The sequence below is a fragment of the Streptomyces dryopteridis genome (assembly GCF_049606955.1).
Taxonomy (GTDB): domain Bacteria; phylum Actinomycetota; class Actinomycetes; order Streptomycetales; family Streptomycetaceae; genus Streptomyces.
In genome coordinates this window covers 771574-792081 of sequence record NZ_CP187113.1, presented here as the reverse complement: position 1 = coordinate 792081, position 20508 = coordinate 771574, and the positions used below count along the sequence as shown (strand labels likewise).

General features: G+C 74.6%; 16 protein-coding genes and 1 riboswitch. Of the genes, 11 read left to right on the top strand and 5 right to left on the bottom strand.

The features are described 5' to 3' along the window. Positions 1-7: 7 nt before the first annotated feature. Positions 8-113: riboswitch (cobalamin riboswitch) on the bottom strand. A gap of 554 nt (positions 114-667) precedes the next feature. The 3 genes from ACN20G_RS03195 (at position 668) to ACN20G_RS03185 (ending at position 4253) form a co-directional block, all read left to right on the top strand. Beyond that, the gene (locus ACN20G_RS03195; protein ID WP_424211174.1) at positions 668-2032 is read left to right on the top strand and encodes a hypothetical protein; all 1365 of its coding nucleotides are present in this window, start codon (positions 668-670) and stop codon (positions 2030-2032) included. A gap of 71 nt (positions 2033-2103) precedes the next feature. Next, complete coding sequence (locus ACN20G_RS03190; RefSeq protein ID WP_424211173.1) at positions 2104-2736, top strand: precorrin-8X methylmutase; 633 nt, start codon at positions 2104-2106, stop codon at positions 2734-2736. Beyond that, complete coding sequence (locus ACN20G_RS03185) at positions 2733-4253, top strand: precorrin-2 C(20)-methyltransferase (protein WP_424211172.1); 1521 nt, start codon at positions 2733-2735, stop codon at positions 4251-4253. The genes ACN20G_RS03190 and ACN20G_RS03185 overlap by 4 nt, the downstream gene beginning before the upstream one ends. 89 nt (positions 4254-4342) lie before the next feature. Here ACN20G_RS03185 and ACN20G_RS03180 read toward each other — a convergent pair whose 3' ends face one another. The 4 genes from ACN20G_RS03180 to cbiE all read right to left on the bottom strand — a co-directional run bounded on the left by ACN20G_RS03180 (position 4343) and on the right by cbiE (position 7593). Next, the gene (locus ACN20G_RS03180) at positions 4343-4702 is read right to left on the bottom strand and encodes a DUF6204 family protein (RefSeq protein ID WP_424211171.1); all 360 of its coding nucleotides are present in this window, start codon (positions 4700-4702) and stop codon (positions 4343-4345) included. 53 nt (positions 4703-4755) lie between these two features. Beyond that, positions 4756-5517 (bottom strand): cobalt-precorrin-6A reductase, encoded by a 762-nt coding sequence (locus tag ACN20G_RS03175; protein ID WP_424211170.1) that lies wholly within the window; start codon positions 5515-5517, stop codon positions 4756-4758. After that, positions 5507-6256 carry a precorrin-4 C(11)-methyltransferase gene (cobM, locus tag ACN20G_RS03170; RefSeq protein ID WP_424211169.1) on the bottom strand — a complete coding sequence of 250 codons (750 nt, stop codon included), beginning with the start codon at positions 6254-6256 and terminating at the stop codon, positions 5507-5509. Before cobM ends, ACN20G_RS03175 begins: the two co-directional genes overlap by 11 nt. 104 nt (positions 6257-6360) lie before the next feature. After that, the gene (gene cbiE / locus ACN20G_RS03165) at positions 6361-7593 is read right to left on the bottom strand and encodes a precorrin-6y C5,15-methyltransferase (decarboxylating) subunit CbiE (protein ID WP_424211168.1); all 1233 of its coding nucleotides are present in this window, start codon (positions 7591-7593) and stop codon (positions 6361-6363) included. A 412-nt stretch (positions 7594-8005) separates the two neighbouring features. Between cbiE and ACN20G_RS03160 the strand changes: the two genes are divergently transcribed. The 7 genes from ACN20G_RS03160 to ACN20G_RS03130 all read left to right on the top strand — a co-directional run bounded on the left by ACN20G_RS03160 (position 8006) and on the right by ACN20G_RS03130 (position 17930). Continuing rightward, positions 8006-9496, top strand: coding sequence for a hypothetical protein (locus ACN20G_RS03160; protein WP_424211167.1), 1491 nt, complete (start codon positions 8006-8008; stop codon positions 9494-9496). 194 nt (positions 9497-9690) lie between these two features. Further along, positions 9691-10635 (top strand): 4-hydroxy-3-methylbut-2-enyl diphosphate reductase, encoded by a 945-nt coding sequence (locus ACN20G_RS03155; RefSeq protein ID WP_424211166.1) that lies wholly within the window; start codon positions 9691-9693, stop codon positions 10633-10635. Between the two features lie 238 nt (positions 10636-10873). After that, on the top strand, positions 10874-11809 hold the full coding sequence (locus tag ACN20G_RS03150; protein WP_424211165.1) for an alpha/beta fold hydrolase: 936 nt from the start codon (positions 10874-10876) through the stop codon (positions 11807-11809). Between the two features lie 764 nt (positions 11810-12573). Continuing rightward, the gene (locus tag ACN20G_RS03145; RefSeq protein ID WP_424211164.1) at positions 12574-13818 is read left to right on the top strand and encodes a helix-turn-helix domain-containing protein; all 1245 of its coding nucleotides are present in this window, start codon (positions 12574-12576) and stop codon (positions 13816-13818) included. A 199-nt stretch (positions 13819-14017) separates the two neighbouring features. Next, on the top strand, positions 14018-14812 hold the full coding sequence (locus ACN20G_RS03140; RefSeq protein WP_424211163.1) for a toll/interleukin-1 receptor domain-containing protein: 795 nt from the start codon (positions 14018-14020) through the stop codon (positions 14810-14812). A 41-nt stretch (positions 14813-14853) separates the two neighbouring features. Further along, positions 14854-16800, top strand: a complete 1947-nt coding sequence (locus ACN20G_RS03135; RefSeq protein WP_424211162.1) for a hypothetical protein — start codon at positions 14854-14856, stop codon at positions 16798-16800. Continuing rightward, the gene (locus ACN20G_RS03130) at positions 16797-17930 is read left to right on the top strand and encodes a hypothetical protein (protein ID WP_424211161.1); all 1134 of its coding nucleotides are present in this window, start codon (positions 16797-16799) and stop codon (positions 17928-17930) included. Before ACN20G_RS03135 ends, ACN20G_RS03130 begins: the two co-directional genes overlap by 4 nt. Positions 17931-18029: 99 nt before the next feature. On the opposite strand, the gene ACN20G_RS03125 is transcribed toward ACN20G_RS03130, so the two are convergent. Further along, on the bottom strand, positions 18030-19118 hold the full coding sequence (locus ACN20G_RS03125) for a magnesium and cobalt transport protein CorA (RefSeq protein ID WP_424211160.1): 1089 nt from the start codon (positions 19116-19118) through the stop codon (positions 18030-18032). A gap of 125 nt (positions 19119-19243) precedes the next feature. Here ACN20G_RS03125 and ACN20G_RS03120 point away from each other — a divergent pair, with 125 nt between their 5' ends. Beyond that, positions 19244-20410 (top strand): winged helix DNA-binding domain-containing protein, encoded by a 1167-nt coding sequence (locus ACN20G_RS03120; RefSeq protein ID WP_424211159.1) that lies wholly within the window; start codon positions 19244-19246, stop codon positions 20408-20410. Positions 20411-20508 lie beyond the last annotated feature (98 nt).

Below are 20508 nucleotides of genomic sequence, written 5' to 3'. Positions count from 1 at the left end.
ACGGCGGGAGTTCCTGACTCGCGCGTCCCGGGTCGGGCCCGGGGTCGCGCTCACAGTGGCGGGACCGTGCCGGAATCACACCGGACTTCCTCCCCTGTCGCCGTCCACGGCGACGGCGGGCCGGACGGCCCACCGAGGGCATCCTAAGCGGCACCCGGCCCCGGGCGGGAGTGGGGGCCGGCCGATTCCGGCAGGTCGACGCCGGTCCCGGGGGCCCGGATGGGTCCGACGCGCGGGCACCGGCCGGCCGACGGACGTGGGTATGCTCGCGGCCATGCCCCCCTCCCCCTCGTCGTCCCACCGGACTGTGCCCACCCCGCCCGCGCCCGCCCCGACCACCCCGCCCGCCGACCGTCCTGCCGACGCCACCGGTCCCGACCGCCCGCACGACCACGCCCCGGCGCCCGCCGGGACACCGCACGGGGTGGGGGCCCCGGTGCACCCGCCGACCACACCGGCCGGGCCGACCGCGTCGTCGGGGGCCGACGCGGGACCCGGCCCGAACTCGGCCGAAAGCCGGGGCGCGGGGGAGCGCCCGGCGACCCCGACCGCGAGGTCCGGACCGGCCACGCCGGCCACGCCCGCCACGCCGGCCACGCCGGCCACGCCGGCCACGCCGGCCACGCCGGCCACGCCGGCCACGCCGGCCGTGTCGGTCGGGTCGGCCGTGACCGAGGCGCCGGGGGAGCGGGCCGGCGCGGTGGGGGAGCCGGCCGGTGCGACCGGCGGTGTGACGGGCGATGCCTGCGGGACCACCCGGACCCGGGGCGACGCCTGCCCCGGCGCCCTGCGCCTGCACCCCGCCGACGACGGCGCCCTGGCCCGGATCCGGGTCCCCGGCGGCCTGATCGACCCCGCCGCCGGCCGCGCCCTGGCCGACGCGGCCGAACAGCTCGGCGACGGCGGGCTCGACCTCACCTCCCGGGGCAACGTCCAACTCCGCGGCCTGTCCGCCGACGCCGGAGCCGAACTCGGCGAACTCCTCGACGCGGTGGGCCTGCTGCCCGCCCCCGGACACGAGCGCGTCCGCAACGTGCTGCTGTCCCCGCTCAGCGGACTCGACACCACCGACCGACCCGATGTCACCCCCTGGGTGCGGGAGTTGGACGCCGAACTCTGCGCCCGCGACTGGACCACCGGCCTCTCCGGCCGGTTCCTCTTCGCCTGCGACGACGGACGCGGGGACGTCGCCGCCCTCGACCCCGACGTGACCCTGAGCCCGGACCCCGCGGACCCGGCCCGCGCCCTCGTGCGCATCGCCGGCGCCGACCTCGCCGCCGCCGTCCCCTTCGACGCGGCCCCCCGCGCCGCCCTGACGGCCGCCCGGCTCTTCCTCGACGCCGCCCGCGCCGCCGGCACCCGCGCCTGGCAGATCCGCGAACTCCCGTCGGACCACGCCCTGTCGGGAGCGGGGCTGGTCACGGCCCTGCGCGCCGGGGGCATCCCCGCGACCCCGGCGCCCGTACCCGCTCCGGCGCCCGCCCCGGCCGGTGTCGCGGCCGACGGCGAGGCCGGTGGCGAGGCCGGCGGGCCCGGGCCGCGGCCCGGCCGGCACGGCGCGGCCCTCGTGGTCCTCGCCCCCTTCGCCCGGGTCCGCGCCGAGGCGTGGCGGCTGCTCGTCGACCTCGCCGGCCCGACCGGCCCCCGCACCACCCCGTGGCGCGGATTCGTCCTGCCCCAGGCCCCGCCGGGAGCCGAACAGGCCCTCGCCGAGGCCGGGTTGATCACCGAGGCCCGCGACCCGAGGGCCCGTATCAGCGCCTGTGTCGGCCGGCCCGGCTGCGCCAAGGCCCACGCCGACGTCCGGGCGGAGGCCCTCGCCCTCGCCGACACCGCCGACGGCCCCCTGCCCGTGCACTGGTCCGGCTGCGACCGCCGCTGCGGACACCCGCGCGGCACCGCCTGGGTCGACGTGATCGCCGGCCCCGACGGCACGCGCCTGGTGACCCGCCCCGGCGCCGACCCCGTCCACGCCCCGGGACCCGTCCCGGCCGCGACCCTCGCGGCCCTCAGGACCGTCACCGGCCGCTGACCCGGCCCCGGCCGCCCCGGCCCACCCGCCCACCCCCGACCCCTCCACCCGCGACAGATGAGCGAGAGACCGTGTTCGACTACGAGAAGGACGGCGCCGAGATATACCGGCAGTCCTTTGCCATGATCCGCGCCGAGGCGGACCTGAGCGCCCTGCCGCCGTCCGTGGCCCAGGTCGCGGTCCGCATGATCCACGCCTGCGGGATGACCGACCTGCCCGCCGACCTCGGATACACCCCCGAGGTCGTGCTCCGCGCCCGCGCCGCCCTCACCGCCGGCGCCCCGATCCTGTGCGACGTGCGCATGGTCGCCAGCGGCGTCACCCGCAAGCGCCTGCCCGCCGACAACGACGTGCTGTGCACCCTCTCCGACCCGGCCGTCCCCGACCTCGCCGCGAAGATGGGCACCACCCGCAGCGCCGCCGCCCTCGAACTCTGGCGCGATCGGGGCCTGTTGGAGGGTTCCGTGGTGGCCGTCGGCAACGCCCCCACCGCCCTGTTCCGGCTGCTGGAGATGATCGAGGAGGGCGCCCCCCGCCCCGCCGCCGTCATCGGCGTCCCGGTCGGCTTCATCGGCGCCGCCGAGTCCAAGGACGCCCTCGCCGCCCACCCCGCCGGCCTCGACCACCTGATCGTGCGCGGCCGCCGAGGCGGCTCCGCGATCGCCGCCGCCGCCCTCAACGCCATCGCCAGCGAGGAAGAATGAGCACCACCCCCACCCCGCCCCCCGGCCGTCTCTACGGCGTCGGCCTCGGCCCCGGCGACCCCGAGCTGATGACCCTGCGGGCCGCCCGCGCCATCGCCGAGGCCGACGTGATCGCCTACCACAGCGCCCGGCACGGCCGTTCCATCGCCCGTTCCATCGCCGCCGCCCACCTGCGCCCCGACCACGTCGAGGAACCGCTGGTCTACCCGGTCACCACCGAGACCACCGACCACCCCGGCGGCTACCAGGGCGCGATGGAGGAGTTCTACACCGAGGCCGCGGCCCGGCTCGCCGTCCACCTCGACGCCGGCCGCACCGTCGCCGTCCTCGCCGAGGGCGACCCGCTGTTCTACGGCTCGTACATGCACATGCACAAGCGGCTCGCCGACCGCTACGAGGCCGAGGTCATCCCCGGGGTCACCTCCGTCAGCGCCGCCGCCGCCCGCCTGGGCACCCCCCTGGTGGAGGGCGAGGAGGTCCTCACCGTCCTCCCCGGCACCCTGCCCGCCGAGGAACTCACCGCGCGGCTCGCCGCCACCGACTCGGCCGTGGTCATGAAGCTCGGCCGCACCTTCCCCGCCGTGCGCCGGGCCCTCGCAGACAGCGGCCGGCTCGCCGAGGCCCGCTACGTGGAACGCGCCACGATGCCCGGGGAGCGCACCGGCGCCCTCGCCGACGTGGACCCCGAATCCGTGCCGTACTTCTCCGTGGCCGTCGTCCCCAGCCGGATCGGCAACCCCGGCTCCCGCCCGGCCCCGGCGGCCGAGGACGCGCCCGGCGAGGTCGTCGTCGTGGGCACCGGCCCGGCCGGCCCGCTGTGGCTGACCCCCGAGACCAAACGCGCCCTCGCCGACGCCGAGGTCCTCGTCGGCTACACCACCTACCTCGACCGGGTCCCCGCCCGACCGGGGCAGGTCCGGCACGGCTCGGACAACAAGGTCGAGTCCGAGCGCGCCGAATTCGCCCTCGACCTCGCGCGCCGGGGCCGGCGCGTGGCCGTGGTCTCCGGCGGCGACCCCGGCGTCTTCGCCATGGCCACCGCCGTGCTGGAGGTCGCCGAACAGAAGGAGTACCGCGAGGTACCCGTGCGCGTCCTGCCCGGGGTCACCGCCGCCAACGCCGCGGCCGCCGCCGCCGGCGCCCCCCTCGGCCACGACTACGCCACGATCTCGCTCTCCGACCGGCTCAAGCCCTGGGAGGTCATCGACCGCCGGCTGCGGGCCGCCGCCGAGGCCGACCTCGTCATCGCGATCTACAACCCGGGCTCGCGCACCCGCACCGAACAGGTCGGCCGCGCCCGCGACCTCCTGATCGACGTGCACGGCCCCGACACCGTCGTGGTCCTCGCCCGCGACGTCGGCGGCCCCGAGCAGTCCGTGCGGATCCTCACCCTGGGCACCCTCGACCCCACCGAGGTCGACATGCGGACCCTGCTGCTGATCGGCTCCTCGCGCACGCGCGCGTACGAACGCGCCGACGGCACCCGCGTCGCCTGGACCCCCCGCCGCCACGACTGACCCGCCACGACCGCCACGGCGGGCGCGACCCGGCACGTGCGAGGGGCCCCGGACCGCATCGGTCCGGGGCCCCTCGCACGTCGCGCGGACTACCGCGGCTCGCGGGCCGCCGCCTGCTTCTGCTTCTTCGCCAACGGCGCCAGCGACAGGTCCTGCGCCTGCGACTTCAAGCCCTTGAACCCGTAGCCGCGCTCGGTCAGCCACTCCTCGGCGGCCAACTCGGCCCGCGCCGACTCCTCCAGGATGTCCTCCTCCTTCTCGCCCTCGGCCAGGAACCGGAAGGTGAAGAAGGGGCGCGCGGAGATGTCGTACACGAGGTGTCCCTCGCGGGTGAACTCGGCCTTGAGCATGTCGTGCGCGTCGGCGTCGGCGAGCAGCTCGGCCCGCTGCGCCTCGGTGAGCCCGTCGAAGGAGCCCCGCACGGTGATCCGGAATACACGGCTGGTCATCCCCCCACCGTACGATCCCCCGCCCCCGGCGGTCACCCCGTTTTCCCCCGCGCTCACCTCGTCGCCCACGCGACCGCCGAGGGGAGGTCCGGGACCACCGGGACGCCCTCGGGTGAGGGCGGACGGCGCACGACGATCACCGGCACACCGGCCTCGCGGGCCGCCGTGAGCTTCGGGGCCGTGGCCGCGCCGCCGCTGTCCTTCGTCACCAGCACGTCGATCCGGTGCGCCCGCAACAGCTCCCGCTCCCCGTCCAGGGTGAACGGGCCCCGATCCAGGAGCAGGTCCAGATCGGCCGGGACCGGCCCCTCCGGCGGGTCCACCGACCGCACCAGGAACCGCACCCCCGCCACCCCGGCGAAATGGTGCAGGCCCAAGCGCCCCGAGGTCAGGAACGCGCGCCGGCCGAGCGTCGGCAACAGCGCCGCGGCCCGCTCCAGCGAGTCCACGAAGTGCCACGCGTCCCCGGCCACCGGCCGCCACGCCGGCCGCCGCAACACCAGCAGGTCCACCCCCGCCGCGCGCGCCGCCAAGGCCGCGTTCGCGCTGATCCGGGCCGCGAACGGGTGCGTGGCGTCCACCACCCGCGTCACCCCGTGCGCCCGCAGCCAGTCCGCGAGACCCTCCGGGCCGCCGAACCCGCCGATCCGCACCTCGCCCGGCGGCGGCACCGGGGACGCGGTCCGCCCCGCCAGCGAACTCGTCACCCGCAGAGACGGGTGACGTTCCGTCAACTCCCGCGCCAGAACACGCGATTCGGTGGTCCCGCCGAGGATCAGCAGATGCGGCCGGGCCGGGGCGGGCTCAGCAGACATGCCGGTCCCGCTCCGGCGAGTACAGGTGGCTGTCCCGGAACTGCTCCGCGCCCAGGGTCCGCCCCACGATGATCACGGCGGTGCGCACCAGACCGTGCTCCTTCACCTGCCCCGCGATGTCCGCCAGCGTCCCGCGCAGCACCAGCTCGTCGGGCCGGCTCGCCATCGCGACCACGGCCGCCGGGCAGTCCTCCCCGTAGTGCGGCACGAGCTCCGCCACCACCCGGTCCGCGTACCGCGTCGCCAAGTGCAGCACGAGGAGGGCGCCGCTGCGCCCCAGCGTCGCCAGGTCCTCGCCCGGCGGCATCGGCGTGGCCTGCTGCGCGATCCGGGTCAGGATGACCGTCTGCCCCACCGTCGGCACCGTCAGTTCCCGCTTGAGCGCCGCCGCGGCCGCCGCGAACGCCGGCACCCCCGGCACCACCTCGTACGGGATGCCCGCCGCGTCCAGCCGGCGCATCTGCTCGGCGACCGCGCTGAACACCGAGGGGTCCCCCGAGTGCAGCCGGGCCACGTCCAGCCCCGCCGCGTGCGCCGACCGGAACTCGGCCTCGATCTGGTCCAGGGTCAACCCGGAGGTGTCGACGAGCCGCGCGCCCGCCGGGCACTGCGCCAGCAACTCCTCGGGGACCAGGCTGCCCGCGTACAGGCACACCGGGGTCTGGGCGAGCAGGCGCGCGCCGCGCACGGTGATGAGGTCGGCGGCGCCGGGACCGGCTCCGATGAAGTGGACGGTCATGCGGGGGCTCCTGCTCCGGGGGACTCGGGGGTGGGGACGGACGGTCGGGGGACGGACGGACGGTCGGGGGTCGGGTGGACGGGTGCGGCCGGGTGGCCGGCGGGTCAGGTGCGGGTCACGGACCACTGGGTGACGGGCATCGCCGAGCGCCAGCCGGTGAACCCGCCGACGGCCGCCGCGTGCGCCACCGTCAACTTCACCAGCTCACCGCCGTGCCGCCGGTACCACCGCGCCAGCACCGCCTCCGACTCCAGGGTCACCGTGTTCACCACCAGCCGGCCCCCCGGCCCCAGCGCCTCCCACGCCGCGTCCAGGACGCCCGGCACGGTCAGCCCGCCGCCGATGAACACCGCGTCGGGCGCGGGCAGCTCGGCCAGGGCCTCGGGCGCGGCCCCGATCACCACGCGCAGGCCCGGCACGCCCAGCGCCGCCGCGTTCCGCTCGATCCGCGCCGCCCGCTCCGGCACCCGCTCCACGGCCACCGCCCGGCACGCGGGGTGCGTCCGGGACCACTCGATGCCGATCGAGCCCGAGCCGCCCCCGATGTCCCACAACAGTTCCCCCGGCGCGGGCGCCAGCGCCGCGAGCGTCGCCGCCCGCACGTACCTCTTCGTCAGCTGCCCGTCGTGCTCGTACGCCGCGTCCGGCAGCCCCGGCACCGCGCCCAGCCGCAGCGCGCCCGGCTCCCGCGCGCACTCCACCGCCACCACGTTCAACGCGTCCACCACCGGATCGGCCCACCCGGCCGCGTCCCCCGAGAGCACCCGCTCCGCGTCCCCGCCCAACTGCTCCAGCACCCGCATCCGGCTCGGCCCGAACCCGCGCTCGCGCAGCAGCCTCGCGATCGCCGCCGGCGAATCCGGGCCCGCGCTCAGCACCAGCACCCGGCGGCCCTCGTGCAGGGCCGCCGCGAGCCGGGCGAGCGGCCTGCCCACCACCGTCACCACCTCGGTGTCCTCCACCGGCCAGCCCAGATGGGCACAGGCCAGGCTCACGGACGAGGGGTGCGGGTACACGTCCAGCGCGGCCGGCCCCAGCTCCCGGGCCAGCGCCCGACCGATCCCGAACCAGAACGGGTCGCCGCTGGCCAGCACCGCGATCCGGCGCCCGGCGTGCTCGGCCATCAGCTTCGGCACGGCCGGCAGCAGCGGACTCGGCCACGCCACCCGCTCGCCCGCGCAGTCCTCGGCCGGCAGCAGCTCCAACTGGCGGGGCCCGCCGATCACGACCTCGGCGGCCCGCAACACGGCGCGGGCCCCGGCGGTCAGCCCGCGCCAACCGTCGGCACCCACGCCGACCAGGGCCACGGGTATGGGGGCGGGGGCGACGCTGCTCACGGCGGGCTACCTCGAACGGGGACGGGGGACGGGTGACCTCGCACTTTACCGGCCCACCCGCGCCCGGCCCGGCCGGCCCGGACCCCGCGCGAGGGCGCCCGGCACGGAGTGCGCGCCGGCGGCGCGCCGGGGATGCGCGCCGGGGAGCCGGGCACGATGGCGCCCGGCCGCACGCGACAGGGCTCGCGGCGCCCCACACGGGGGCGCGTTCGCGTGCGTGCGCCCCCGTGGAGAACCGTTCATGCCGCGAAGGGGTGGCGCCTCGGGCAAGCGAGTGAATTCGGCGCGGACGCCGGCGCGGGCCGGAGTAGCGTGACGCCGCCCGGCAGCCGCCGGGGCTCCGATCACGGCACGGCGGCGCACCACGTCGCGTCGGGGGCGGTGCCGTGACCTCGTGGAAGGCGGTGCCGCCGTGCAGAGAACCCGAGCGACCCAACAGTGGCGGGTGGTCTGGCCGGTCGAGGCCGCGACGGTGCTGGTGGCCCGGCACGTACGGCACCCCGACCGGGGGCTCGTGCCCTGCCCGGCCGCCCCCTTCCTCGCGGGCGGACTGCGTCGGGCCGGGCTCGCGGTGCGCTACGTGGACCTCCTCACCCCCACCGCGGACGAGGCCCCGCCCGGCCCGGGGGCCGCGCCCGCGTCGGCGGACCCGTGCCGAGACCCGACGGCCGCGGCGGACCCGTTGGACCCGGCGGACCCGAGACCCGCGCCGGCCCTCGCCGCGACCCCTGAGCCGACCCCCGCCCCGACCCTCGACCCGAGGGCGCGGCCCTCCCTCGCCGTCGTCGTCTCCTACCGGGCCCGCGACGGCCGGACCGGAGGGCTCGGCGCCGTGACCCGCGCGGGCGGCACCGAGGAGTACCTGCTGATCCGCGAACTGGCCGCCTGGTCCTCCGTGATGCGCACCCGACGCCTCGTCGCCGCCGCCGACGAACCCCTGTGCCAGGGCCTGCGCCGCGCCTTGGTCGCCCTCGACCGGCTCACCGTGCCCGGTGGCCGGCCCGCCCACGGCCTGGGCTGGCCCGCCGACCTGCCGCCCGAATACGACCTGCGCCGCGTCGACCACGCCGACCTCGTCCCCGACGGCGGACTGCTCGTCCTCGGCCCGGCCGGCCTCGCCGGCGGCCACCGGGCCGCCGCCGACCGGGCGCGCGCCGAGCGACGGGTCACGGTGGTCGACACGATCTGCCCGCTCGTGACGCGGGTCGGCGAGGAGGTGCGCCGCTTCGCGGCCGAGGGGGAGGAGGTGGTGCTGGTCGGCGACCCCGGGCACGCCGTGACCCCCGGACTCCTCGACCGGGCCGGACCCGGCCGCGCGCACACCGTGACCACCGTCGCCGACGCCGCCGAGCTGTCCGTGGCCGACCCGGAGCGGATCGCCGTGGTCTGGCAGCCGGGACGCGCCGTGGAACGAGCCGAACCCGTGGCCGAGGCCCTGCGCGCACGCTTCGGGCACGTCCTGCCCCAGCACCCCGCGAGCCTGTGCCACGCGGCCGGCGACCGGGAACGCGCCGTGCGGGCCCTGATCGACTCCTGCGACGTGGTCCTCGCGGTCGGCGCCGACCGGGTGCTGACCGAACTGGTCGCCGCCGGCGCGGAAACGGTCCGCTTGGTGACGGGGCCGGGCGACGTGCGGTGGACCTGGCTCGCCGGCGCCGCCTCCGTGGGCGTCACCGCCGGCCCCGCCGCCCCCCGGGTCGCGGTGGAGGCCGTCCTGCGGGCCCTCGGCGGCCTCGGCCCGTGCGACCTCACCCGGCAGCACACCGAGTCCCGGGCCCCGTCGCCGTTCCCGACCCGCCGCGAACCGGCCTTCCTCCCCGCCGCCCGCACCCCCGCGCGGACGGCCGTGCCGGCCCCGATCCGGACCCCCGTCCAACGCTCCCGGGGCGCGGACACCCACTGACGGGTCCGGGCCGGGGGTTCAACACCCCGCCGACTTTCAACACCCCCGCCCCCGCGAGCGCCGGCGCCGCCCGCCCCCCGACCCGCCTACTGGAACAGGGCGCGACGACCACCCCCTCCCGTGCGCGCCCTCCCCGGGTCCTGTCGTCCCCGCGGCGACAGGACCCGCGTTGTGCGGAGGGATGAGGAGTGGTGATGGGAACCGTACTGCTGGCCGCGCCGCGCGGCTTCTGCGCCGGCGTGGACCGCGCCGTGGAGATCGTCCGCGAGGCGCTGGCCCGCCACGGCGCCCCCGTCCACGTCCGCAAACAGATCGTCCACAACACCCACGTGGTCGCCGAACTCGCCTCCCTCGGGGCCGTGTTCGTCGACGAACTCGACGAGGTGCCGCCCGGCTCCCTCGTCGTCTTCTCCGCCCACGGCGTCTCCCCGGCCGTCCGCGCCGAGGCCGAGGCCCGCGACCTGCGGGTGATCGACGCGACCTGCCCCCTGGTCACCAAGGTCCACCACCAGGTGCTGCGCTACGCCCGCCGAGGCTACGAGATCGCCCTCATCGGGCACGTCGGCCACGAGGAGGCCGACGGCACCCGCGGCCACGCCCCCGACCGGGTCACCGTCGTCGAATCCCCCGCCGACGCCGCCCGCGCCGCCTTCCGCGACCCCGACAAGGTGGTGTGGGTGGCCCAGACCACCCTCGCCGTAGACGAGGTCGCCGAGACCGCCGAAGCCCTGCGCGGCCGGCTGCCCCGACTGGAGAACCCGCCCGACGCGATCTGCTACGCCAGCCAGAACCGCCAGGACGCCGTCCGCGCCATCGCCGCCCGCTGCGAACTGCTGCTCGTCGTCGGCTCCGAGAACTCCTCCAACTCCCTGCGCCTGGTGGAGGTCGCCCTCCGCGCCGGGGCCCGCACCGCCCACCTCCTGGACGACGCCTCCGCGCTGCGCGCCGAATGGTTCACCGGCGTGGACACCGTCGGCGTCACCGCCGGGGCCTCCGCCCCCGAGGACCGCGTGCGCGAACTCGTCACCGCCCTAGCCGACCGCGGCTACACCGACGTGCAGGAGGTCACGGTCACCGAGGAGACCACCCGCTTCACCCTCCCCGCCGGGCTGCGCCCCGCCCGAACCGACTTGACATAACCGACCGCCCGTCGGCTTCCGTGACCCTCCCGTCGGCGAGACTCGGCCGGACCGAGACCTCCGCCGGGGCTCGGTGGGGAGGACGTGCCCGGACCGGGCACGGGGTTACCGGAGCGCCGACGCACCGTCGGTCACGGGGTCGGGGGACCACGACGAGACCGGCCGCGCGCACGGCAGGCGCCGCGCGCCCCGCCTCCACCACCCGTCCCGGCCCTCCCGACCGATCGGAGAGCCCCCCATGACCACGATCGACGCCCCGGCCGCCCGTCCCTTACCGGCCCCGGTCCCCGGCCCGCGCCCGGGGCTGCTGCTCGTGCACGGAACCCCCGTCGAACCCGGGGTCGCCCCGGGCGGCTCACGCCAACGGTTCACCGAGAGACTCGCCCAACGGTTCACCGTCCTGGGCACCGAGGTCGCGCTCTGCCCCGGCCTGCGGCCCATGACCGCGCACGACGCCCTCGTCGACGCCCCCGCCCACCCCGACGCCCCCACCCCCCGCCGCATCCCGTCCGACCTCCTCCCCTTGGTCGACCGCGTCCTGGCGGCGGCCACCACCCTGGCCGCGAGCACGCCGCCGCCGCACCCGAGCACGTCACCCCGCCCGCCCGAGACCGCGCGGGCGCCGCTCGGCACCCCACCGCCGGTCGACGTGATCGGCTTCTCCCTCGGCGCGGTCGCCGCGGCGGCCACCGCCGCCCTGCGCCCCGAACGCGTCCGCCGCCTGATCCTCGTCGGCGGCCGGGTCGGCGGCGACCGCGCGGCCTCCGCCCTCTCCCTGGACCTGTGGCGCAGCCTCGCCGACCTCGACCCCGAGGCATTCGCCCGCTTCGCGGCCCTCACCCTCCACTCCCCGCGCCACCTCGACTCCCTGGACGAACTCGCCCTGGACGACCTCCTGGCCGAACTCCGCCCGGACGCCGAGGCCCTGCGCCGACTGGAGGCGGCCCGCCGCCTGGACCTGACCGACCTCCTCGGCTCCGTCACGGCCCCCACCCTCGTCGTCGCCGGCCGCCAGGACCGCCTCGTCCCCCTCGCCGAGGCCCGCGCCCTGCACGCGGCCGTCCCCGGCAGCCGCTTCGCGACCCTCGACAGCGGCCACCTCCCGCTCGCCGAGACCCCCGAAGCCCTCACCACCCTGATCTCGGACTTCCTGGACACCCCCACCACCCCCTGACCCAACCGCCCCACGCACCCCCCAACACCCGCCGCGCGTCCCCCCACACCCCCGAAATCCGCCCCACGGCGCGCCCGACAAGCCACGCGGGCGAGAGCCCACCAGGGCGCGCCCCCATCTCCTCCGGTCGCCGCACCCGCAAGCTGTCGCGACGCATCACGTGTCGCGTCACGCTGCGCCCGGCCGGCCCCTCACCACGCGTGCTCGGCACGCGCGCGGACACGAGACGTCCATGGAAGGTTCGGGCTCGGCGGAGAGCCCGAATCGGGAAACTCCGGCACGGTGAAACCGGCATGGTGAAGAAGTGCTCCGGCGAGCTGTGACCGATTCCTTGCGGAAGTCGGTGAATCGGTGGCCGATTTCCCTCGCCCCGCTCTGTTCGGGTGCGCGTCAGGTGAATGGGCTCCCGGTGAATCACCCCGCCGACACGCGTCTTGAGCCGCCCCGTCCTTCTGCCGGCGGGAACGGTGGATCGTGGGCCGGAGCAGGTCCCCCCTAGGTCAGGGGCGTGGCGTCGTGGTCCGTCTCGCTCGCTTTGTCCCGGTTCCTGGCCGACTCCGGCCGTCGCGTGGAGTACGCGGAGGCCGACGGCGAGGGAAAGAGGCAACGGGCAACACCGTCGAATCACGATTCTCGGTGCCTGCCGCGTGCCAAACTCCCTCTCGGATGCGAAGCGATGCGGTCGTGTCACGGGGTGCATTCACCATCTCTCCGAGACGGGCGTCGCGCATCGAGTGAGAGTCGCACACAAGGGGAGGCCGGTAATGAGTACGACTTCACGTTTCGGACCAGAGCTGCGTCGCTTACGACTGCAGGCGGGACTGACCCTGACCGAGTTCTCCGCGGCCCTGAATTACGACAAGGGCCATCTCAGCAAAGTGGAACGCGGGAAACGATCGGCCTCGGCCGAGTTGGCCCGTCGATGCGACGCCTTCCTCGGCGCCGACGGCGCGCTGCGGAGCTTGGCCGATCACCCCGAAGGCGCGTCGGACACCGCTGAACGTCCGGCCGGTTCGAGTGCCTGGTCCGTCGGACGCCGAGAGGTGCTCGTCGGGGGCACGGGAGTCCTGATCGACCTCGGTCTGCGATTCGGAGGTCGGTCGTTCTCGGCGTCCGATCCGCTGCTGGACTCGTTCCGGGTCCAGTTCGATCAGCTGCGGGCGCTCGGGCAATCCACGGAGCCCAAGGCCCTGTTGCCGCTGTTGGAGACCCAGACACGCATGATCGCCGCGCTGGCCTCCGACGCCGGGTCCTCCGATCGGGCCCCGGCGCTCCGGCTCGCGTCGCGGTTCGCGGAATTCACCGGCTGGATGGCCCAAGAGGCCGGGGACGACATCGCGGCATTGGGCTGGACCGGTGAGGCCGGTGGCCTGGCGCACGCCGGGGGTGACCCGCACCTCGGTTCCTACGCACTGGTGCGCCGCGCCCTGGTCACGCTTTACGGTGGGGACGCCACAGGCACCGTGGCCCTGGCCCGAAGGGCTCAGGGCGACGGACTTCCACCGCGCATTCGAGGACTCGCGGCGCAGCGGGAGGCGCAGGGCCACGCCCTTCTCGGCAACGAACTCGACTGTCTCCGAAGTCTCGACAGGGCACGGAAACTCCTCGACGCCGACGACGCCCGGAACGGCTCCGATCCGGCGATCGGCAGCACCCACGTGAGTGATCAGGCCGCCATGACCACCGGCTGGTGCCTGTACGACCTCGGTCGTCCCAAGGCCGCGGCCGAGGTCCTCGATCGGGAATGCCGACGTCTCCCGCCGACCGCGCTGCGCACTCGCGCCCGGTACGGCTTCCGGAGGGCCTTGGCCCACGCGGCCTCCGGAGAGGTCGAACAGGCATGCACGATCGCCGGCGAGATGTTGTCCGTGATGCCGGCGGTCCCCTCGGCGACGGTGAACAGCGACATCACCCGCCTGGCGCGGGAGCTCTCTCGGTTCCGGAGCAGCCGGGCCGTACTCGACCTGCAGCCGGCGCTGGCCCGGGCACTCGCCCCCGCAACGGCCTGACACCACCACCCCCCTGCGGCCGAACCCGGCTTGAGCCGTGAAGCTCGCCGGACTCCCCGCTTCGCCTTTCCACCGATCGCCCGCGGTGAGCCCGTTCGGCCTCTGCCCGCGACGCCGTGCCACGTGCTCTCGGGCCGCCTGCCGGACCTCACATTCGTTCGTCATCGCCCTCCGCACATCCTTCACGAAGGGAATTCCCATGCCCAACGTCTTCGTCAACTACCGCACGGGAGACGAGGAATCCGTCGCGACCATGATCGCTCGCGAACTGGCCCGGCGCTTCGGCGGTGAGCGGATCTTCTTCGCCGGCAGGTCGATCGAGCCCGGCCACCGGTTTCCGGTGGAACTGATCAGGGCGGCGGAAGGCTGTGAGGCCCTCCTCGCGGTGATCGGCCCGCGCTGGACGGAAGTGCGCGGAACCGACGGTCGACCCGCGGTCGAGAGCGACGAGGACTGGACCCGTCGTGAGATCCGGACCGCACTCGACCGAGGGGTTCTGGTGATCCCCGTGCTGGTCGGGAGGGCGACCCGGATCGAGCCGGCCGTGCTTCCGGACGATCTGCGAGAGTTGGCGGACTGCCAGTACCGGCGCTTCGACCACCGCAACGCGGAGTCGGACCTGAAGGCACTCGGGGACGCGCTCGCCCGACTGCTGCCCGAACTGGGAGCCGAGGACCGCGACGTGCTCCACGGCCGAGAGCCCGTAGAGGCACGGTCCCGCAAGAAGTCGGATCGGGGAGCGGGCGACACCAGGATGCGGTCCCGCGACGTCGAACAACGTGTGCGCGGAGGGATCGGAAACCTCAACGGAGACCTGTCCGGCACCTTCGTCAACGAGCCCCAGGGACCCGTGAACACCGGCCGGGGGCACCAGTACAACGCGCCGCACTTCCAGGGTGACAACACGGGGGTGCAGTTCACGGCGGGTGACAACAGCGGCACGGTCCACCAGCGCTTCGAGCGGGAGCGCCGGCGCACGGACGACGGGCGATGACGGAGGGGGACGGAGTCACCGTCAACGATCCCCGCGGTCCGGTGAACAGCGGAGAGGGCGATCAGTACGTCTTCTACGGCGGCGAGGACTGGATCACCCGCAAAGGGGTCCCGACGCTGAGGGTCGCGCGTGAGGATCGGGAGCGATTGGCCCTCCGGTTCGTCCGACCCGCCGGCTATCGCATCGCTGCCGACCGTGTGGAGAAGCCCGGATCGGTGGTGCTGCTCGACGCCCTGCCCGGCAGCGGTCGTCGCGCGGCCGGGATCATGCTCTTGCACGGGCTCGGGGAGGACATCGACGTCGACGGGGACGATGCCCGGTTCGAGGAACTCCCCGCCACGGACGACGACAGGGAGACCGGCAGGGGCAAGGGCGAGCTCGCGCCCCAAGAGGGCGACCGGTTCCTTCTCGATCTCTCCGGGATCGCCGACGAGCAGGTGTTCACCAAGGCACAGCAGCTCATGGTCCTGCGCCGGTCACAGGTTCTGGAGGCGGGGGCACACATGGTCGTCGTCCTGCCGCGGGACATGGGCCACGTGCTCTCGCCGGATCTCGAACCGCACACGGTGACACTCGGGCGACCCCGGGGCCTCGCGGTCCTCACTCGACACCTGCGCATGGACCGCATGTCCTTCCATCCGGCGGACCTGGCGGGCGAGGACCTTCAGCACCTGTGCGAGCGCTCACCCATGAGGGAGTTGGCGCGACTCGCGGGATTGGTGAAGATCGCCGGCGAAAGCGGCCGGTTCGGCTCGGACTTCGCGGAGTGGCTCGATCAGGCGAGGCACGCGCTGACGGATCGCGTGGACGAAGTCGGTCGACAGGTGGTCACGGTTCGCTCCGCGCCGGACCGGGCCCTGCTGCTCGCTGCGGCGGTGTTCGAAGAGGCCCCCGCCGACGCGGTCCACGAGGCGTGGCGCGGACTGATGAAGGTGGTGGGGCACGAGGAGGAGGAGACCACCGAGCTCGCGCGGACGGACTTCGGGCAGCGATTGACGGCCCTCGGAATCAAACGGGGTATCGACGGGCGGTTGCGCTTCGACCGGCTGGCGTACGCCGACGCGGTGCGGACGTACTTCTGGACCAACTTCCCCGGGATACGTGACGACCTCAGGGACTGGATCGGAAGCGCCGCCGAGCTGAGTGCTCTCACCACCGACGACAAACTGAGTGCGGTCGTCCGCTTCGGTGAGCGCTCCTTGGCCGCCGGCCGCCCCGACCACCTCTTCGACCTGCTGGTCCGGTGGACAGACGGCGCGACCGGGGCGTTCCGTGATCCGCGAGCCGTGGCGACTCTCGAACTCGGCCTCACTCACGAACGGTTCGGAGGCTGGTTTCGCAAGCGCATGTACGACTGCGCGAGGTCGGGGCCGCTGTCGGACGGTCTGGCCCGCGTCCTGATCGACGCCTGCGTTCAGAGCCTCGGTGTGACGCACCCCGGTCAGGCCATGGTTCGGCTGCACCATCTGGCCGTGCGGAACGGCACGGTGGCCGCTGAGGCCCGGGAGGCCCTTCTCGATCTGGCCGGCCGTGATCGTCGGCTCTACGGGCAGCTGATCGACCGTCTGAACGAGGGAGTGGGGCGGGGGCCGGGCGACGTGGATCCCCATCTCGAAATCCTCATCTCGCTGCTGGACCGTCGCCGTACTCCGGATCCGCCTCCTTGGACGGACTTGCTCGCGGGCTGGGAGACGGTGTTCGCACAGCCGCCCACGGAGCTGTGGGGCCCGTCGGCCAGAAGCTGGCTGGACGCCGTGGCCCGCGGCAGCGCTCCGGCGACGCTCCTGGGCGCGATCGTGAGAGCCACCCACGGGCGTGTGGCCGCCCTTCATCGCCTGTACGCCGTGGCGCACGGCTGGGTGGGCCGTGCCAGGGATCCGTCCCGTGAGGCTGTGGCCGCTCTCCTGTGGCAGCACATCGACGATGAGCAGTTCGCCCGTACACGAAATTCGGACACCGGACCACGGACCTGGGAAGAGACACGATGAACCACCGCCTGCCCCGTCTGCTGTTCGTCGCCTTCTGTGCTCTGGCGCCGGCGTTCCTCGGGAACCTGCTGCATTGGTCGGCATGGCTGTGGGGCTTCATGTGCATGGTCACGACCTCGGGCTCCCTGTTGCTCATGATGACGGCGCGCGGAGCCGGCCCCGGGCCGGCCGACGCGCACGAGCCCCGTGAACCGGAGCCGACCGCGGTACCGCAGGAGCGGGTGTACGAAGAGACACGAGTGATCGACGCGGCGCTGCCCAGCGCCATGGAGGGTTACGACTTCCTCTTCTCCGCGACCGTGTGGTGGAAGCCGCTCTCCGGTCACGACGGCGGCTCGGACGGCGCCGGTCCGAACCTGGCCTCGTCCGCGATCGTTGCCAGGGCCTCGGAGGTCGTCCGCCGTGAAGACCCCGGCCGGGCGAGCTTCGCGCGATACCTCCTGGAGGGCGAACTCGGCGTGGCCCGGGAGGATCGCAGCGGCCGGGTGCAGGCGTTGGCGGCGGATGTGACGTTGACGCTGGCTCCCGCCGACCGCGAACGTCTGCGGAGGATGCAGGACCTTCGCAAGGACGAAGAAGTGTGGGAACACGAACGGGACCACGAACGCAGCAAGCGCCGCTACCTCGGTGACGACGTGCTCAAGAGCGCGGGCAGCGCGGTGGTGTGGTGGCTGTCGCGACACGAGAACGAGGTCGAGAAGGCGGTGGAGATGATCGGACCGCTGGCGCAGATCGCGGCGGCGGCCAACGACGAAGAGGTGTCCCATCTCTTCCGCCACCTGCTCGTCCCATCCGTGGCCATGCGGGACGAGGAGACCCTCGACGGGTCGCTGTGGGGTGGGCAGAGCCAAGAGGGAGGAACGCAGGCTCGAGAGGAGGACGTGAGCGTGTGGGAGCGGCTGCTGTCGGACCTTGACCTGAAGCCGGACACGGACGAGCGCATGGTGTTCGTGCACCGTCTGGTGAGGACCCTGGACATGTCGGGGCTGCACGACGCCGCCGAGGAGGTCAGGCGGACCCTGCTCACCACGCCCGATGAGGATGGAGAGGCGGGAGAGACGGGCGACGAGAGCTCGATGCCGACGGCTTCCGCGGGCGAAGGCCCAGCCGACGGAGCGGAGCAATCGTGACGGCATGAGGACGAGCGCACCGGTTGGCACGCCCTGCCGCCCGTGAGATCGCCGTCGGGAGCTGGGGAGGGGGGCGGCCGGCCCCGGGGTCGTGGCCGGTCACAGCCAGTCGCGTTTTTTGAAGATCAGGTAGAGGCTTGCGCAGACCACTGCCATCAGGAGGATGGCGAAGGGGTAGCCGGCGGCCCATTTCAGTTCTGGCATGGTTTCGAAGTTCATGCCGTAGATCGTGCCGACCAGGGTGGGGGCGAAGAGGATGGCCGCCCAGCTGGAGATCTTCTTGATCTCCTCGTTCTGTTCGAAGCCCGCTTCGGCCAGGGCGCGCATTTCGGCGTTTTGTTGTTGGGTGACCAGGGTGGCGTTGACCGTGAGGATGTCCGTCAGGGCCTGACGGAAGCCGTCGACGCGTTCGCTGGTGTGGGTGACGTGGTCGGCCACGTCGCGGAGGTAGCGCTGGAGTTCCTCGTCCGTACCGTATTTCGCGAAGCCCGCCATCAGGGCGTGCAGCATGCCGACCAGGGGGCGGGTCGCGCGTTGGAATTCGACCATTTCGCGGGAGAGTTCGTAGATGCGCCGCGAGACCTCCGGGTCGCCGCGGAAGACCTCGGTCTCGATCTCGTCCACGTCGTTCTGCACCCCCGCGACGACCGGGGCGTAGCCGTCGACCACCGAGTCGAGGATCGCGTAGAGGACCGCCTCCGGGCCGAGGGCCAGGAGCTCCGGGGTGTCCTCCATGCGCCGGCGGACCGCCGAGAGGTCGGGGGCCGCGCCGTGGCGGACCGTGATGAGGAAGTCCGGGCCGATGAACACGTGCAGTTCGCCGAAGTCCACCTCCTCCGCCGCGTCCAGGTAGCGGGCCGCGCGCAGGACGACGAAGAGGGTGTCGCCGTAGCGCTCCAGCTTCGGGCGCTGGTGGGCCTCCAGGGCGTCCTCCACCGCGAGCGGATGCAGGTCGAACTCGGCTGCCAGGGAGTGGAGTTCGGTGGAGGTGGGGCGGTGCAGGCCGATCCAGGCCATGCCGTCCGGTTCCTCGCGCAGGAGACGGAAGGTCGCGGCCAGGCTCTCGGGGGTCGCGACGCGCCGGCCGTCGCGGTAGACCGCCGAGTCGACCACGCTGCGGTGCGGGCCGGGCGGCGCGGAGGGGCGTCCGGTGGCGGGGGAGGGGCGGCGGTCACGGCGCTCCGGCATCGCGGGCTCAGCTCCCTGGGGTGATGTGCGAACGGGATCTTTCGGTGCGGTCCGTAGGATATCGGGCGTGGTGGTGTGGTGATCGCGGACCGGATCCGGCCGCGATTGCCGGCAAGGTCTTCCCCATGGCCCCTTCCGCAGTCCCCGTCCTCGACGCCCGCGCCCTCGGCCGCGCCACCCTCGCCCGGCAACTCCTGCTGGAACGGGCCGAGCGCCCCGCCGCCGAGACCGTCGAACTGCTCCTCGGACTCCAGGCCCAGAACACCGCCCCGCCCTACTTCCAGCTCCACGCCCGCCTGGCCGGCTTCGATCCCGCCGAACTCGCCGGGCTCATGGAGGAGCGCCGGGTGGTCCGGATCGTCACGTTGCGGTCCACCATCCACACCCACACCGTCCGCGACGCCGCCCGGGTGCGGTCCCTCGTGCAGCCGGCCCGCACCCGCGAGCTGCACACCTTCCGCGCCGGCCTGGCCGGCGTCGACCTCGACCTGCTCGCCGGCCGCGCCCGCGAGTTCGTCACCGCAGAGCCCCGCACCATGGCCGAACTGCGGACCGAGCTGTCCCGCTCCTGGCCCGCGGCGGACCCGGCCTCCCTCGCGGTCGCCGCACGCTGCCTGCTGCCGCTCGTCCAGACCACCCCGCGCGGCGTGTGGGGCAGGTCCGGGCAGGTCCGGCTCACCACCCTGGAGCGGTGGACCGGCCTCCCGGAGCGGACCCCGGACGGCACGGACGACCCGCGCGATCCGGCGGTCGGTGACGCCGCCCTCGACGCGCTCGTGCTGCGCTACCTGCGCGCCTTCGGACCCGCCTCCGTCCGCGACGCCCAGACCTGGTGCGGCCTCACCCGGCTGCGCGCCGTCTTCGACCGGCTCGCCCCCGACCTGCTGCGATTCCGCGACGAGGCGGGGGTCGAGCTGTACGACGTGCCCGAGGGCCCGCGCCCCGACCCCGCCACCCCGGCGCCGGTGCGCTTCCTGCCCGAGTTCGACAACCTGCTGCTCTCCCACGCCGACCGCACCCGGGTGATCCCCGCCGCCCACAAGGGCCGCAACGCCCACGGCAACCAGTCCCTGCGGGTCTGGCTCGCCGACGGGTCCATGGCCGGGGTCTGGCGCTTCGACGCCGACGCGCGCGCCGGGCGCACCACCCTCGTCGTGACCCCGTTCGCGCCCGTCACCCGGGTGGTGCGCGCCGAGATCGAGGAGGAGGGCGGCCGGCTGCTGCGCGAGATGAGCGAGCATGGCCGCGTCGGCGGCGGGGTGGAGATCCGCCTGGAGGATCCCGAGGGGTGAGATCCGGCCGGCCCGTCCGCACGGAAGGGACCGGCCGACCCCTGGTGATCCACTGCCGGCACACGGCACGATGCGGGAGTGCCGCACGGGGCACGGGG